Source organism: Pseudomonas sp. ICMP 3272 (genome assembly GCF_001466905.1).
Classification (GTDB): Bacteria; Pseudomonadota; Gammaproteobacteria; order Pseudomonadales; family Pseudomonadaceae; genus Aquipseudomonas; species Aquipseudomonas amygdali.
This window is the reverse complement of the sequence record NZ_LKEK01000052.1, coordinates 1-18,318: the sequence shown is the minus strand read 5'-3', so window position 1 is coordinate 18,318 and position 18,318 is coordinate 1. Positions and strand designations below refer to the sequence as shown.

Genomic DNA, 18,318 nt, shown 5'->3' with positions numbered 1-18,318 from the left:
CAGGCGATTTTTGGCTCGGTACTCACACATCACGAGCAGAGTATCCGGGGGAGGAGTGACCGTTGATTCGTGCTTGACCACCATGATTTTGCCGCTCGAGCGAAGGCGTACATGTGCTCCAGATTCGAATGTGCCCATCTTCATTACCTCACAAGGGTTTTGATGTACGTTCCGTCCAGCCGCCGCCCAGTGCCTTGTACAGATTGACTTCGGCGGTCAGCTGGGACAGTCGGTCGGTGATCAGGTTTTGTTGAGCGCTGAACAGAGAGCGCTGTGCGTCGAGAAACGTCAGGCTATTGTCGACGCCAATGCGATAGCGGCGCTCGGCCAGGCGGTAATACTCCTGGTTGGCCTGTACCAGATCGCTCTGCGCTTTCAGCTGGCGCTTGTAGGTCTGGCGTGCAGCCAGGCCATCGGAAACCTCCTGGAAGGCGGTCTGGATCGATTTTTCGTACTTTGAGACACTGATATCTTTCTGGATCTTCGAATAATCCAGGCTCGCCCGCAGATTGCCAGCGTTGAAAATCGGGATGTCGATCTGCGGTGAAAACACCCAGCCTCCCGAGCCACCTTTAAACAGGCCGGACAGTTCGGTGCTCGATGTGCCAGCGTTGGCAGTCAGGCTGATGCTCGGGAAGAACGCTGCGCGCGCGGCACCGATGCTGGCGTTGGCAGACTGCAACTGGTATTCGGCTTCAAGAATGTCCGGGCGTCGCTGCAGCAGATCAGAAGGCAAGCCAGCCGGTACTTCGGCGAGCCATTCGGAGGCCAGCGGACGGTTTGGCGCGCTGTCTGCGACCGTCGTACCCACCAACAAAGTCAGGTTGTTGAGATCCTGAGCGACCTGGCGCTGGAACGTTGCCAGGCTTGCCCGTGCGCTTTCCACCGAGGTCCGCGCCTGGGCCAGGTCCAACGATGAAGAGGCGCCGACTTGCTGGCTGCGAGCGGTGAGGTTCAAGCTTTTCTCGTAGGAAGCCAGCGTGTCCTGATTCAAGGCCAACAGTTCCTGGTCTGCGCGCCAGGTCAGGTAGGCGGTGGCGACACTCGCCACCAGACTTAACTGAGTGCTGCGCCGGGCCTCTTCGCTGGACAGATAAGTAAGCGAGGCCTGGTCGGTCAGGCTGCGTATGCGTCCAAATAAATCCAGTTCGTAGGCGCTGATACCCAGCGTTGCCGAGTAGCTGCCACTGGTGACCGGGCTGCCGGTCTGCGTGATGCTGGCGGGCTGGCGCTGTCGGGTCCCGCTACCAGTGGCGCTGATCGCGGGAAACAGATCGGCGCGCTGGATGCGATATTGCGCTTGATAGGCCTCGACGTTGAGGGCTGCCACACGCAAGTCTCGGTTATTGTGTAAAGCGCTCTCTATGAGCTGTTGCAGCGTCGGGTCGCGGAACAGGTCGCGCCACCCCATGTCCGCCGCCATGGGGCCAGAGAGTGCTGGAGCGTAGGCGGGTGTCTGTGGGTAGTGTGCGGCAACCGGCGCTGCCGGCCGCTGATAGTCCGGAATCAGTGAGCAACCGCTCAAGGACAGCACAGCAACCAGCCAAGGGCTGAGGGATTTGCTCATCATGCTCCTATCATCCACTTGGCCAGCCCATGTCGACCGCGGATACCCAGCTTGGCGGCGGAGCGCTTTAGGTAGGTTTCGATGGAGCTGTTCTTGACGCAGAGTTTTTTTGCGATCTCAGGGACTGTGGCGCCAGCCAGGAACTCCAGGCAGGCTTGCCTTTCCCGCGTTGACAGCACGACATCGCTGGCACTCAAGCGCTCATTGAACTCGCGCTGCAGTTGCGTGTGCTCCATGGCAGCCAGGCTGTTCGTCAGCGTTCCTCCGCTTTTCACGCGGTATTGGCGGTGGACACTGGCGTGCCGTACCGACAGGGGCAACAAGGTTTCCGAGAGGTATTTCAAAAATGACAGTTCTTGCAACGAGTAATCTTTGTCTGCTTGCGGGCGGTGCAGTGAGATCACACAACAACGATTGGCCTTGCGCGAGACCAGGCTGCACTGGTGAGAGGTGCCGGAAAAGCTAGTGTCCTTGTTGTTTTTCATCCGTGCATTCAAGTGGATCAACAGATCGTCGTTCGCTTCCAGCACGCGCTTGACCAGCGGATGATCGTTGCGGTGCCTGGCACGGGTCGGACACACCGTTTGCATCTGCGGATTCAACTCAGTGCCCGCATAGCCCAGCAATTGAACATCGGTCACCGCCGATTGACTGTCGTCAACGGTCCACTCGCTCAGCTCGACCCGGCTGACGGCCAGCGATGTGTTGATGAACTGGTGCATGTTACTCAGAAACATGTCATCCCCGACGCTGGATACCAGCTTCCCGAGTTCCAGATAAATGTGCGGTTTCACTTCATCTTTGGCATTCGCTCGTCGGTTCATATGTCCATTCCTGCAGATCAGAAGTTGCGTGCAATTCTGTCGACCAGACCGTGAATTCCGTCCTCTGGATGCTCAAACCTTTCGCGCCTCAACATCACTCGAATCCGGTATCACGCATGAATGTCTTCAAAAAAACGATTCAGCTAGAGGCTACAATTAAGCTGGGTTGCGCAGGAGAAGTCTGTCACGGGATACCGGGACATCCTGCGCAACCCTGCGGTCACTGCTCAGCTGACGCTGTTATCGAACGTGAAACCTCTTCTCTGCTGGTCTTGTGAGCCGGCTCCCTGTTCAGCGCCCGGGAGATCGCTTGGCCCAGCGTGCTGACATGAGGCGCCCGGACAAGGGTCTCGTGGGTACCGGGAAGCGCTGTCACGCTCACCGGCGTCTCAAGCAACTCACTCCACCCCAGCAGCGGATCGTTGCGCTCCTCCCCGCTGGCGGTAAACAGCGTCACCGAGAGCGGAGCGGGTGGGCTGACATAGGCGCCGATTGCGATATTGGTCGCATAGACCACCGCTAGATGGCTGCGTAACAAGTTGGCATCGACGTCCTGTGGCAGCTCCTCCGGAAGCAGGCTATGTGCCATGCAGAGTGTCAGCATTTCATCGATGGCATCCGTGCTGGCCAGCTCGGTGAGTTGCTGGAATACCTCGGGTTCGAGCTGCTCGGGTAGCCAGCTCATCAGGAATTGACCTTCACTCAGTGCCTCCTGCGCTTGCTGATCAAGACGCGCGGAGGTGTCGATGATGCCGAGGAACTCCAGCTGTTCACCGCTGGATTGCAGTTGGCGGGCCATTTCATAAGCGATCAGACCACCTGCAGACCAGCCGCCGATCCGGTAAGGCCCTTTCGGTTGCACCTGGCGAATCGCCGCCAGGTAACGCGCAGCCATGGCCGGTACCTCAAACAGCGGCGTTTCTCCAGCCGCCAGACCACTGGCGGCCAAGCCGTAGAGCGGCACCTGTGGGTCGATTGCAGCGGCCAGATCACGCACGTATTGCACTTCGCCGCCCAGCGGGTGGACCAGGAACAGCGGCTTTTGCGAGCCTGTGCGCCGGACCGGGACCAGATTGCTGTGCTGACCAGGACGTGCCTGGCCGTCCAGTGTTCTTGCAAAACCTGCAATGGTCGGCTCGATGAACAGATCGCGGACGGCGATTGGTTTGCCGAGAACCTTGCGCAAGCGCGAGGCCATCTGCACCGCCATCAGCGAAATACCGCCCAGCTTGAAGAAGTCGTCATGGCGACTGACGTTGTCCAGCTTGAGCAGCTCCTTCCAGAGGTTGGCCAGGGCAATCTCGGTGTCGCCTTCGGGCGCTTCGTAAGGGAGGGCCTCAGGCTGTTCCTCCTCGACCGTCGCAGCGACAGCCACGGAATGAGCCGAACGTGGCAACGCTGGCGTGTTATCCAGCACCTGACCGATCGACTGCTGTGCGTCGGTCACCATATTCTCCAGGACCCTGGTAAACAGCTGCGTAATGGCCTGTACGGTCGTTATGTCGAACAAGTCGCTGGCGTATTGCAGGCCACCGATCAGGCCTTCGCCGGTATCTGCCAGCGACAACGAAAGGTCGAACTGAGTGGTGATATGGGTGCTGTCCAGCGACTCGACTTGCAGGTCGGGTAGTTGCAGCAGCGAAGGTGGTGTGTTGTCCAGGCTCAGCATCACCTGGAACAACGGGCTGTGGCTCATGCTGCGGGTCGGCTGCAAGGCACTGACCACTTGCTCGAACGGCAAGTCCTGATGACTGTAGGCAGCCAGCGTCAGGTCCTTGATCCGGCCGAACATGTCGCTCAGACGCGTCTCTCGGCCGGTTGCCACACGCAATGCCAGTGTATTGGCGAAGAAGCCGATCATCGGCTCCAGCTCCGGACGCTGACGGTTGGCGACAGGTGTACCGACCACCACATCATTCTGGCCACTCAGGTGACTCATGAGCACCGACCAGCCCGCCAGCAGGACCATGAACAGCGTGCTGCCCTGAGCCTGGCTGAAGGCGCGCAAGTCAGCACTCAGTTCTGGCGAGAGCATAAATTCGACGAGCCCGCCGGTGTAACTCTGGATGGCCGGACGCGGACGGTCCAGTGGCAGGCTCAACAAGCCTGGCGCGCCTTCCAGGTGCTTGCGCCAGAAGTCGATCTGGGCTTGCAGCGCAGGTCCGTCGAGGGATTGCCGCTGCCAGGCGGCGTAATCCACGTATTGAAGTGGCAGCGCTGGCAGCGGGTCCTTCTGGCCTTGACTGAAGGCGCTGTAAAGCACACTCACTTCCTGGGCCAGAACACTGTTGGACCAGCCGTCAGAGACGATGTGATGCAGCGTAATCAGCAGCACATGCTCGGCATCCGTCACTTGTAGCAGATGCCCGCGCAGCATAGGCCCCTGAGTCAGGTCGAACAGTTGCGTGGCATTTTCCTGACCCAGGCGGGTCAGGGTCGCCGTGCGTTCATCACTGGAAAGGCCGCGCAGATCCTGGTGCAACAGTGGAAAGCGGGTATCGGCCGGGGCGATCTTCTGCACCGGTTCACCGTCAACCAACTCAAAGCGCGTGCGCAGGGTTTCGTGGCGTGCAACCAGACGATCAAGCGTCGCCTGCAAGGCCGCCGTGTCCAGTGTCCCAGTCAGGCGCAAGGCCATCGGCAGGTGATAGGCCGCACCGGCAGCATGATCCAGGTGATCGAGGAACCACAGGCGTTGCTGAGAGAAGGACAATGGCAGGCGGCCCGAGCGGTTGGCCTTGGGAATCGATTGCGCTTCACTTGGCGCCGCGGCGTTGACCAATGAGGCCAGGCCACGCACGGTCGGTGCGTCGAACAGTTCACGCAAGGTGATGCGTGTACCGAGCTTGCGTCGCAGTCGCGACAGCAATTGCACCGCGAGCAACGAATGGCCGCCCAGTTCAAGGAAGCCGTCGTTGCGCCCGACCTGATCCAGATTCAGCAGGGCTTTCCATATCTCGGCGATGGCCTCTTCGGTTTCACCTTGCGGTGCCTCGTAAGCCTTGCTGGCCAACGCATCCTGACCGGGGGCCGGCAGCGCTCGGCGGTCGAGCTTGCCATTTGAGGTCAGCGGCAGGGCGTCCAGATGGACGAAAGCGCTGGGCACCATGTACTCAGGCAGATGCTTGAGCAGCTCGCTACGCAAGTGCTCGGCCGCCACCGATTCGCCACAGACATAGGCAACCAGGCGCTGGCTTTCCGAATCACCCTGGCTGTCGTTGCGGGCAATCACCACTACCTCGCGGATGCCTGGTACGGCCAGCAGAACGTTTTCGATTTCACCCAGCTCGATACGGAAACCGCGAACCTTCACCTGGAAGTCGTTGCGGCCCATGTATTCCAGCGTGCCGTCAGCCAGCCAGCGACCCAGGTCGCCGGTTTTGTAAAGGCGGGCGTTGGCAATACTGGAGAACCGGTCAACGATGAAACGTTCGGCACTCAGCTCGTCACGGTTGAGGTAGCCACGGGCCACACCGCTACCGCCGATATGAATTTCCCCGGCGACGCCCAGTGGTGCTGGTTCGCCGCGCGCATCCAGAACATGCACCTGGACGTTGGCAATAGGCCGGCCGATGCTGGGTTTTTCACCCAGGTCGCGGATCAGATCAATGGTCGCGTCCACGGTGCATTCGGTCGGGCCATACATGTTGTAGAAGCGGATGGTCTGGCAGTTACGCAGCTTTTCCCAGGTGCTGGCGTTGATCGCCTCGCCACCCAACAGCACGCTGATCGGCTGGTAACTGCTGCGTTCCAGCAAACCGGCCGAGAGCAAGGTGTCGAGCTGCGACGGTGTTGAGTCGAAGGCATGAACTTGATGGGCTTCCAGGAAGTCCAGCAGTTCGCTGCCGTTGGCACGAATAAGTTGCGGGATGATCACCAGCGTGTGGCCGGAGAACAGTTGCGAGATGCCTTTGATCGACATGTCGAAGAAGAACCCGGCGTTGAGCGCCACGGTGGCCGGTGTCGGGCAATGCTGGTGGGTCGTGCGGGTCAGCACGTTCCAGAAGTTGAACACCGAACGGTGCTCGACCATGACACCTTTCGACTGGCCGGTGGAGCCTGACGTGTAGATCACGTAGGCCAGGTTTTCCGCCGTCAGGCCGTCTACCAACGGATTGGCGTCGAACGCCTGATCATCCGCCGCCCGCAGCGACTCAGCACTGTCCAGCAGCATCAGCGGTGTGTCGCCGACCGGCAGACTGAGCGCGCTCTGGGTCAGCAACGCACGCGGCTGGCTGTCCTGCAGCATGAAGGCCATGCGGTCAGTCGGGTGGGCAGGGTCAATCGGCACGTAGGCAGCACCGGATTTGAGCACGCCCAGCAGGCCGACAATCATGTCCAGACTGCGTTCGGCGCAGATGGCCACGCGCTCGTCCGGCTGCACACCGAGTTGCAGCAGCTGTCGGGCCACGTGGTTGGCGCGGCGGTTGAGCTGGCGATAGCTCAATTGGCGGTCTTCGTAGACCAGCGCTACAGCCTCGGGATTGCAGCGGACCTGGTGTTCGAACAAGGTATGGATCGGCACTGCCGGAGCGAATTCACGGGCGGTGTCGTTGAAGTTATTGAGCAGCAGTTGCCGCTCGTCCTCCGGGACCACTTCCAGGCTGCTTGCCAGGCGTTCCGGATCCTGCCCAAGGGCGTTGACCAGCTCGGCAACCGCCTGACCGAGGTAGGCGGCAATCCGCTGCGGGTCGATGCCATTGATAGACTGCGCTGTCAGCGAGAACCCATTGGCCTCATTGGCTACGGCAATCTCGATCGGGTAGTTGGTACGGGTTTCGGAGCCCAGGAAATGAATACCTTCCTGCTCCTCACTCATGTCCTCGATGTTTTTCCCGGCAGTGTTCACCAGATCACCGTGACGGCAGTTGAGGATCACTGTGAACATCGGCAGCGATGCATCCACTGCGCTGCAGCGCTGCGCCAGGGCCAGAGGCGCCTGCTCGTGAGTCAGCAGGCCGCTGAGCTGTTGGTAGGCATCCTGAACGATATCGCGCACGCTGTTTTGTTGCAGGCGAATACGCATCGGCAAGGTATTGATGAACATCCCCAGCGCATGGTTGGCGCCAGAGGTGCCTTGGGAGCGTCCGGAAAGCACGGTGCCGAAAATCCCGTCGTCGCGGCCGCTGGTGGCGGCCACCACCAAACCCCATGCCGCGTGGAACAGCACGGAAGTTGGTACGCCCTGGGCCCTTGCGGTGCTGTGGACCCGCGCGCTGAGGTCGTCGCTCAGATCCTGCACCGAACGCAGGATTGCTGCATCGCCGCCACGCACATCGAGCACGCCGTAGGGCGCAGTGGTGGTATCGACATCCCCCAGCAGTTGACGGAAGTAGGCTTCATGTTCGGCCTGGGAAACGCATGCGGCCTGGGCGATGAAGTTGCGGTACGGCTGGGATGGCGGCAGGGCGTCGGCGCGTCCGTCCATCACAGCATGGATCTCGCCCATGATCAGGCGCAGGGTGACGTTGTCGCTGATAAGGTGATGGTCCAGCAACGCCATCAGCCACTTTTCCTGCCGGGTATCGTAAGTGATGTACACGGCTATCAGCGGTGCCTGTTGCAGGTCCAGGCGCATATGGTAGGTATTGGTGCGTTCACGCAGCATCTGCAAGGCGTCTTCACCGGGCGCGGCGTCGAGCTGAATGACTGGCAACGGTGCCTGGCGATGGACCACCTGTACCGGTTGCGGCAGACCTTGCCAGCGCAGGGAGCTGCGCATGATGTCGTGGCGGTTGACGACCACTTGCAGCGCGCCAAGGAATTTGTCGAGCAACGCACGGCTGTCGAAGGTCGCTATGGTGCGCATCAGGTAGGCATCGCCTTCTGACTGCAGCAGGTGGTGAAACAGGATGCCTTCCTGCAACGACGACAGTGGGTAGATATCCTGAACATTGGCGACGCCGCCTGGCACATCGGCAACGATATGCTCCAGTTCCTGCCGGGTCAGTTTCACCAACGGCAGCATGTCCGGGGTCAACGCGGTGCAATCGACCGGAATCAGGTTCGCCGGGGCGACCCGTTCCGCCGCAGTGCCGCCCGCCAGGACCGCGGCCATGGCTTGCAGGGTTGGCGCCGAGAACACCGTGCTCACATCCAGTACCAGGCCGATCTGACGCAAGCGTTCTATCAGGTTAATGACGAGGAAGGAGTGACCACCCAGTTCGAAGAAGTGATCCTGGCGACCGACACGTTCAACCCCGAGCAATTCCTGCCAGGCAGCGGCCAGGGTCGTTTCGATAGCGCCTAGCGGTGCTTGGTAGTCACGACTGACCGTGGCGAACTGGTCCGGCGCGGGCAGGGCGGCACGGTCCAGCTTGCCGTTGGTGGTCAACGGCCAGCTTTCAAGGGTCACAAAGGCACTGGGCAGCATGTGTTCGGCCAGCACGCTGGCCAATTGGCTGCGCAGGATTGAGGACTCGGGCGCGGTGCCTTCCTCGGCAATCAGGTAGGCGACCAGGCGTTTGTCGCCGGGACGATCCTCACGCATGATGACCATCGCTTCACGGACATCGGGGCAGGCGAGCAATTGCGCTTCGATCTCGCCCAACTCGATACGAAAGCCACGAATCTTGATTTGCGAGTCATTACGGCCGACGTAGACCACGCCGCCGTCGCTGCGATAGTGCGCAACGTCGCCGGTACGATAGAGCCGTGCGCCGCTTTGCAACGCATAGGGGTCGGCAATAAAACGTTCGGCATTCAGCTCCGTGCGGTTCAGGTAATGCCGGGCAACCCCGGCACCGCCGATGTAAATCTCGCCATTGACACCTACCGGCACCGGCTGCTGATAGTCGTCGAGGATACGCAGGCACAGGTCATCAAGTGCCGGCCCGATCAGACTTGGCATGGCAGTGTCGATTTCCGCCTGGCTGATCGGGTAGTAGGTGGCATGCACGGTGATTTCCGTGATCCCGTACATGTTCACCAGACGGGTACGCGACAGCGGTGTACGTGCGGTCCAGGGCTGCAGGCTGCGGAAATCCAAGGCCTCACCCCCGAACACCACTTCACGCAGCGCATGCTCGCGCGGGCTGCGTTCGCGGGCCTGGATGAACTGGCGGAAAGCGCTTGGCGTCTGGTTCAGAACGGTGACCTGCTGCTCGCAGACCAGCGCGTAGAAGTCATCCGGCGAACGCGCCACCTCACTCGGGACGATGACCAGTTTGCCGCCATAACACAGCGCGCCCCAGATTTCCCAGACCGAGAAGTCAAAGGCAAAGGAGTGGAACAGCGTCCAGACATCCTCACGGCCGAAGTTGAATTGCCTGGCGGTGGCGTCGAACAGGCGTGCAACGTTGCCGTGCTCCACCAGTACACCTTTGGGCAGGCCTGTAGACCCTGAGGTGTAAATGACATAAGCCAGGTGCTCGCGAGACAGACCCAGAGCAGCAGGCTCAGGGTTGCAGTCCAGCGATTCATCCGCCAAATCAGCACTGTCGTTATCCGCGCCGAGGGTCAGTACCGGCACGCTGTGTGCCGGCAGCACGTCGAGGCAGGCCGACTGGGCCAGCAACGCCACCGGCGCGCTGTCTGTCAGCAGGTAGCCGAGACGCTCGGTGGGGTATGTCGGGTCCAGCGGTACGTAGGCCGCACCGGCCTTGAGCACGGCCAGCACCGCGCAGACCATCTGTGTGCCACGCTCGGCAAGGATCGCAACCCGGTCATCGGGACGCACGCCTTGGGCGAGCAGTTCATGGGCCAGACGGTTGGCTCGGCGATTGAGCGCCTGGTAACTCACCTCATGCCCGCCAAAGACCAGCGCAATGTTCTGCGGATGGGCGGCGGCGAACTGCTCGAAGCGCTGATGCACCATCAGACCCGACGCGAATACCGCCTTGGGCTGCAATAGCGCAGGCGAGGCCAGGCGTTGCGCAGGGCTGAGCAACGGCAGGCAGAGCACAGGTTGCGCGACATCCTCGACCATCGCCTCCAGCAGGGTATGGAAATGCTCGGCAAAACGCTCGACGGTCGCGTGGTCGAACAGGTCGCTGGCGTACTCGATCATCCCGGTCAGCGTGCCGTTTTCGCTACCCAAAATCAGCATCAGGTCGAACTGCGCGGTTTCATGGGCTTGCAACATCGGATGCAGGCTAAGGCCCGGCAGGTTCAGCTCGCCACCGACGCTGGTGTTATCCAGCGAAAGGGCGACCTGGTACAGCGGGTTATGGCTCATGGAGCGTGGCGGCTGCAAGGCCTCGATCACTTGCTCGAACGGAATGTCCTGATGCTCATGGGCCGCCAGAATGGTCTGGCGGACCTGCTGCAGCAGTTGCGCCACGCTCGGGTTTTGCGCCAGATCAACGCGCAGGGCCAGGGTGTTGACGAAGAAGCCGATCAGGTTCTCGGTTTCGGTGCGCCCACGGTTCGCGGTGGGCACGCCGATCACCACATCGCGTTCATTGCTTAGACGCGCCATAAGTACCGACCAGGCGCTAAGCAGCCCCATGAACAGGGTGACGTTGTGGGTCTGGCAGAAGCGTTCCAGACGCTGATATTGCGCTGAATCGATCTTGAACGGCACGTTGCCACCGCGATAGCTTTGCACCGCCGGACGTGGTCGGTCGGTGGGCAGCGACAGCAGCGTCGGTGCACCACCCAGGTGCTCACGCCAGAAACCGGCTTGCTCTGCCAGGCGCTCACCCGTAAAGGTGCGGCGTTGCCAGGCGGCGTAGTCAGCGTACTGAATCGACAGGGCCGGCAGCGGGTCTGGCTGATGCTGACTGAAAGCCTGGTAGAGGGCGGCAAATTCGTTGACCAGCACACCCACCGACCAACCGTCGGAGATGATGTGGTGCTGAGTGATCAACAGCATGTGCTCGTCATCCGCCAAACGCAGCAGACACCCGCGAATCAGCGGGCCCTGGCACAGGTCAAACGGTGCAGCGGCCTCGCTGTCGGCGATACGTGAAGCGCTGAGGCTGGCCTGTTCATAAGGCTGCGAGCGCAAGTCCTGCTCCGCCAGGGCGAAACCACTGTCCGCCGCAGCGATGACCTGCATCGGCTGTTCGCCGTGCAACTCGAACGTGGTGCGCAAGCTTTCGTGACGCGCGACCAGACGGTCGAGCGCAGCCTTGAGCGCGCTGTGATCAAGCTCGCCGCGCAGCAGCAGCGACATCGGCATGTGGTAAGCGCTGCTGGCACCAGGGTCGAGCCTGTCGAGGAACCACAGGCGTTGCTGGGAAAAGGACAGTGCCAACGGCGCGTTACGCTCGATGGGTTCGATACTGTCGGTGTCGGCCGCTTGCAGACCGTCGACCACCTTCGCCAGTTCGGCAACGGTCGGGTGACTGAACAGCTGGCGCAGCGCCATGTCGCCGTTCAACTGCTGGCGCACCCTGGAAACCAGTTGCGCAGCCAGCAGCGAGTGGCCGCCAAGCTCAAAGAAGCCGTCATTGCGGCCCACTCGTTCGAGGCTCAGCAGTTCCTGGAATATTTCTGCGAGGGCCTGTTCGGTGGCGCCCTCCGGCGCAACGTAGATTCGCTCGGACATGGCGTTCAGGTCCGGTGCCGGCAGTGCTTTCTGGTCGACCTTGCCATTGAGCGTCAGCGGCAAGGTATCCAGGCGCATGAACACACTCGGAACCATGTATTCCGCCAAACCGGCACTCAATTGCGCACGCAGATCCTCTGGATCAGGTGCTTCAACGCCCGCATGCACGGTGTAATAGGCGACCAGACGGGTGTCACCCGGGCTGGCCTCGTGCGCCACCACCACGGAGTTGCGCACGCCGTCGCACAGGTGCAGGACGCTTTCGATTTCGCCAAGCTCGACGCGGAAGCCGCGGACCTTCACCTGACCATCGTTACGCGCGATGTATTCAAGGTTACCGTCCGGCAACCAGCGCGCCAGGTCGCCGGTGCGATAGAGCCGCGCACTGTCCTGCGGGCTGAACGGGTCGTCGCTGAAACGTTCGGCGGTCAGTTCCGGGCGGTTCAGGTAGCCGAGTGCAACGCCAGTACCACCGATGTAGATCTCGCCGACCACACCCATCGGCACCGGCTCGCGCCGGGCGTCAAGCACATAGACCCGCACGTTGGCGTTGGGCTTGCCGATCGGCAGGCTCAGGGTGTCAGGCAGCACATCGAAGATTTCGTAGCTGGTGGCACAAGTGGTGCCTTCGGTCGGGCCATAACCGTTGAACAGGCGTACCTGAGCGGAGTGTTCACGGACCCGACGGAACGAGGCCGGATCAGCCCGCTCGCCACCACACATGATCATGCGCAAGCCTGCCAGCGCCTCTGGAATCAACCCGGCATACAGGTTGAACAAAGCGGTCGAGCTGATCATGGCTGTCACTTTGTGGCGTTTGAGCACGGCAGCAAAGGCCACCGGCTCGAGCAGCACATGTGACTCGATAATCACCGACTGGCCGCCATTGAGCAATGCACCCCAGATTTCCGGAGTACTGGCGTCGAATGCCGGGTTGGACGAAAACGCTACACGGTCCTCGGCCGAGAAGTCGTAGTAACCGTTGTCCTGGACCAGCCGCACAATACCGTTGTGGGTCACGATCACGCCTTTGGGCAGACCGGTGGAGCCGGAGGTGTAGATGATGCACGCAGGGGTCTCGCCTGCAACCTCATCTGCAAGCACGACTGGCGCCTGGTTCAGCGCTGCCAGCTCCAGGGTGTCCAGATCCAGTCTTGGCGTCATGTCAGGTGCCGTCAGGTCGCTACGGCTCAGCAGCATGATGGCTTCGCTGTCCTCAAGCATGAAGCGCAGGCGTACTTCAGGGGCCAGGCGATCCAGCGCCAGATACGCCGCGCCGCATTTCAGGGTGGCCAGCATGCTGGCCAGCAATTCCACCGAACGATCCAGCAGGATCGCCACCCGGGTTCCAGGCCCCACACCGTGCTGACGCAGCTGCTGAGCCAGGGCGTTGGCGTAGCTGTCGAGTTCGGCATAGGTCAGCGTTTGCTCGCCCTGGCAGACTGCAATTGCCTGCGGTGCAGCCTCGGCATGAGCCTCGAACAAGCGATGCATCAGTTGACCGAGCGGGTAGGCGCGCTCGGTGGCATTGATATCCTTCAGCAGGTACTCACGCTCCGCAGTGTCGAGCAACGGCACCTGCTCCAGCACTTGCTGATCATCGGCCACCATGGCCTCCAGCAAACGCAGGAAGTAGCCGCGGTAACGGCGCATGGTGCTTTCGTCGAACAGCGCAGTGGCGTATTCCAGCGTGCCGATCAGTTGCCCGTCCACCTCGCCGATGTCCAGCGTCAGATCGAATTTTGCCGTATCACCGGCCACTGCGACGCTTTGCAGCGTCATGTCGCCGAGCACCAGAGCGGTGTCCTCGTTGTTTTGCCATGACAGCATCGCCTGGAAAATCGGACTGTGAGACAGACTGCGTTGTGGTCGAACCACTTCAACCACTTGTTCGAATGGCAGGTCCTGGTTTGCCTGGGCAGCCAGAGTCCGCTGTTTGACTTGCTGCAGCAGCGCTTCGACGCTCGGGGCACCCGATAGGTCGACCCGTACCGCGAGGGTGTTGACGAAGAACCCGATCAGGTTCTCCACCTCGGCGCTCATACGGTTGGCCACCGGCGTACCGATCACCACGTCATCCTGACCGGACAGACGTGCCAACAGCGCGGCCCAGGCAGCCATGACCGTCATGAACAGGCTGCTGCCATATCGTTGGCTCAACGCCTTGAGGCCATGGGTCAATTGTGTATCGAGCACCAGTTCCAGCGTCTGCCCGCTGTAGTCCTGTTGCGCCGGACGTGGCCGATCGGTCGGCAGGGTCAGCAAGGCTGGCGCACCTGCCAGGGCCTGCTGCCAGTACTGACGCTGCTGTTGCAGCACGTCGCCACTCAACCATTCACGCTGCCACAGTGCGTAGTCGGCGTATTGCACCGGCAAGGCCGGCAGCGGATCCTCCGCGCCCTGACTGAAGGCTGCGTAGAGCGCGCCCAGCTCGAGGTTCAACACCCCGGTTGACCAGCCATCGGAGACGATGTGGTGCATGGTCACCAGCAACACGTGGTCATCATCGGCCATGCGCACCAGACGCCCGCGCACCAGAGGTCCATTGACGAGGTCGAAGTGCTCGCCGGCCTCTTGTGCAGCGATGGCAAGCAGCTTTTCTTCGGCATCGGTCTGCCCGGCCAGTACCTGCAGTTGCAGTTCGAAACCTGTATCAGCGGCAGAGATGCGCTGTTCCGCAGGCTGCCCCTGCTCTTGTACAAAAGTGGTACGCAGCGCCTCATGGCGGGCCACGATACGATCCAGCGCGCGTTGCAGCGACGCCTGATCAAGGCTGCCGCGCAGGCGCAGTCCCACCGGAATATGGTAAGCGGCGCTGCCACCTTCCAATTGCGCGAGGAACCATAGGCGCTGTTGGGCAAACGACAGCGGTAGCGCACCCGAACGTTGCACAGGCGTGATCGCCAGGCGAGCGTTGCCCTGCGTATTGCTCAGCCGCTCCGCGAACTGCCGCAGGACCGGCGCTGCGAAAAACGCTGACGGTGAAACCTCCAGATTCAATTGCTGACGAACCTGGGCCAGCACACGCATGACCAGCAATGAATGACCGCCGAGCGCGAAAAAGTCATCATGCCGACCGACTTGTGCGACGCCCAGCACATCGGCCCAGATTGCGGCGACTGCCGTCTCCAGCGGTCCATCGGCTGCTTCGAAATCATGCTGATCGAAGGCTGCGGCGTCCGGTTCGGGCAACGCTCTGCGATCCAGCTTGCCATTGGCACTCAGCGGCAATGCGTCCATGCGCACGAACGCTGCCGGGATCATGTATTCCGGCAGGTTGAGTTGCAGGTGCTGGCGAAGCGCGCGCGGGGTAAGGGCAGGGCCGGCAGGTTCGCGGGTGGCATATTCCACAAAATACGCGATCAGTTTCGGCGTGCCGCTGCTGTCCTCGCGAATCACGACCAGGCTTTCGCGCACGCCCGCGACCTCGGCCAGACGTGCTTCGATTTCGCCCAGCTCCAGACGCAGCCCGCGCAGCTTGGCCTGTGAATCGTTGCGGCCGAGGAATTCGATATTGCCATCAGCCCGGTAGCGCGCCATATCGCCGCTGCGGTAAAGCCGTTCGCCCTTGACAAAGGGACTGTCCATGAAGCGTTCGGCGGTGAGTTGCGGCAAATTCAGATAGCCGCGAGCAATACCTGCGCCACCGATATACAGCTCGCCCGCAACACCCGGTGGAACCGGTTGGCCAAGCTCATCGAGCAGATAAATCCGCGTGTTGGCCAGTGCCCGGCCAATCGGCAAGACCCCGTCGACCTGGCTGTTTGCCTCGAACTCGAAACAGGTGCTGTCGATGCTGGCTTCAGTGACACCGTAGGCCTGAACGATCTGCACGTGATTGCCACAGAGTTTGCGCAATTGCCGGGCGCTGTGCGCGGTCCAGATATCCGAACCACAGACCACGGTGCGCATGAACGACAGGTCGTGACCCGTCTCTTCCACCCAGCCCAGCAACGAGTTGAGCACTGCAGGTACGAAATCCCCAAAACCTATCGACCCCTCACGCAGCAGACGGTAAAGCGCAGGCGGGTCCATCAAGGTTTCACGTGGGCACAGCACCAGTGTGCCGCCGAAACCCAGTGAGCGGATCAGGTCGGCGCTGAACACATCGAAGGAAAACCCGGCCATCTGCAAGTGATTGAGTGGCGCGTGTAACGGATACAATTGCTTCCACGCCGCGCTGACGGCGACCAATCCGCGATGCTCGACCATTACGCCTTTCGGCACGCCGGTGGAGCCCGAGGTGTAGATCACATACGCCAGATTGTGTGCGCCGAGAGTTGCCACAAGCGGGTTGTCGTCACGCTCGGTGAAGGTGTCGCGCTGATCGTCATCGAGTAGCACCAGCGGCAAGGCCAGCGTTGGCAGACGCTCCTGCACATTACGCTGGGTCAGCAGTGCCGACGGCGTACTGTCTTCGATCATGTAGGCCAGACGCTCGGCCGGGTAAGCCGGGTCCAGTGGCACATAGGCGGCACCGGCCTTGAGTACACCGAGCACGCCGATCAGCATTTCCACGCCGCGTTCGACGCAGATCGCCACTCGATCATCCGGGCTGATCCCCAGGCCGATGAGATGATGCGCCAGACGGTTGGCCTGACGGTTCAATTCGGCATAGCTCAAGCGCTGCGCCTCGAAGGCCACGGCGATGGCGTCGGGCTGCGCCTGGACCCTTTCTTCGAACAGCTGATAAATCGTGCAGTCCTGCGGGTAGGGCGCCTCGGTTGCGTTGAGGCCCGCCAGCAGATGTTCACGTTCGTCGACACCCAGCAAGGTTACGTGCTCCAGCACCTGTTGGTCGTCGGCGACCATGGCCTCCAGCACACGCTGGAAGTAGCCCAGATACCGCCGCATGGTGCTCTCGTCGAACAACGCTGTGGCGTACTCCAGTGTGCCGACCAGTTGCTCATCCACCTCGGCCATGTCCAGCGTCAGGTCGAATTGAGCGGTATCAGCGGCCAATTCAATGCTTTTCAGGGTCATGTCGCCGAGCGTCAGATCAGACGCCTCGTTGTGCTCCCACGACAACATGGCCTGGAAAATCGGGCTGTGGGACAGGCTGCGTAGCGGATTGATGACTTCCACGACCTGTTCGAACGGCAAGTCCTGATGCGCCTGTGCATCGAGCGTCTGCCGCTTGACCCGCGCCAGCAGAGTCTCTGCGGTAGGCTTGTCACTGAGGTCAACACGGATCGCCAGGGTGTTGACGAACAGGCCCACCAGCCCTTCGACTTCACTGCGTGTACGGTTGGCCACTGGGGTACCAATGACCACATCGTCCTGACCCGCCAAGCGCCCCAGCAGCCCGGCCCACGCGGCCATGACCGTCATGAACAGGGTGCTGCCGTGACGTTGGCTCAATGCCTTGAGGCGCTGGGTAAGGTCTTTGTCGAAAACGATGGGCAGTGCTGCGCCGGCATAGTCCTGCAGCGCCGGACGCGCACGATCGGTGGGCAACATCAACAGCGCGGGAGCGTCTGCCAGGGTTTTCTGCCAGAAGCTGCTTTGCTGTTGCAGCAGATCGCCGCTCAGCAAGCGACGTTGCCACACGGCGTAGTCCAGGTATTGCAGCTCCAGCGGTGCAAGCGGGTCGTCCTGGCCCTGACTGAATGCTGCATAGAGAGCAGACAATTCGCGGGTCAGCACATCAACCGACCAGCCATCGGAAACGATATGGTGCATGGTCAGCAACAGGACGTGATGGTCCTCGGCCATGCGAATCAGGCGGCCACGAATCAGCGGGCCCTGTTGCAAGTCGAAGCTTTGCAGCGACTCTTCGCTGGCCAGCGCCTGAAGTTGTTCCTCGGCATCCGCCAGCCCTTGCAGGTCGTGCAGTTGCAGGTTGAAAGCGGCATCCGCCGGGCTGATGCGTTGTACCGGCTGTCCGTCATCACCCTGAATGAATGTGGTGCGTAAGCCTTCGTGGCGTGCAACCAGGCTCTCCAGCGCCCGTTGCATTGCCTTGAGGTCCAGTTTGCCATGCAGGCTCAGACCGGCAGGTATGTGGTAGGCCGCGCTGGCGCCTTCCATCTGAGCGAGGAACCACAGACGTTGCTGGCCGAATGACAATGGCCACGCCTGATCGCGTGCCACCGGCACGATGTCCGGCAAGTTGCTGCGCCCGGCCTGAGAGATGGCTACGGCCAGGGTGCTCAGTTCAGGATGTGCGAACAGCGCAGCCAGACCCAGTTCGACGCCCAATTGATGGCGTACCTGAGAAATCAGACGCATCGCCAGCAAGGAGTGGCCGCCCAGTTCAAAGAACTGATCATGACGGCCCACTTGTTCCAGATCGAGCAGGTTTTGCCAGATCTGCGCCAGCGCAATCTCGGTTTCACCTTGCGGCTCCACGTGTTCGCGGCTGGCAAAGGCATCGGCTTCCGGAGCCGGCAAGGCGTTGCGATCCAGCTTGCGGTTCGGCGTCAACGGCAAGG

Annotated in this window: 2 protein-coding genes and 1 pseudogene; all 3 read right to left on the bottom strand. The window is 61.3% G+C overall.

Features of this window, described 5'->3' with window-relative positions; genetic code table 11:
- Window positions 1–148: 148 nt before the first annotated feature.
- On the bottom strand, window positions 149–1,567 hold the full coding sequence (adeC, locus tag AO068_RS13120) for an AdeC/AdeK/OprM family multidrug efflux complex outer membrane factor (RefSeq protein WP_058401368.1): 1,419 nt from the start codon (window positions 1,565–1,567) through the stop codon (window positions 149–151).
- Entirely contained in the window at window positions 1,567–2,391 is an 825-nt protein-coding gene (locus AO068_RS13115; protein WP_058408584.1) for a helix-turn-helix transcriptional regulator, read from the bottom strand. The genes adeC and AO068_RS13115 overlap by 1 nt, the downstream gene beginning before the upstream one ends.
- 220 nt (window positions 2,392–2,611) lie before the next feature.
- A pseudogene (syrE, locus tag AO068_RS13110) lies at window positions 2,612–18,318 on the bottom strand (syringomycin E biosynthesis non-ribosomal peptide synthetase SyrE); the annotation flags it as partial.

Coding starts and splice junctions, on each gene's coding strand:
- adeC (WP_058401368.1), bottom strand. CDS start 1,567: ATGAGCAAATCCCTCAGCCCTTGGCTGGTTGCTGTGCTGTCCTTGAGC.
- AO068_RS13115 (WP_058408584.1), bottom strand. CDS start 2,391: ATGAACCGACGAGCGAATGCCAAAGATGAAGTGAAACCGCACATTTAT.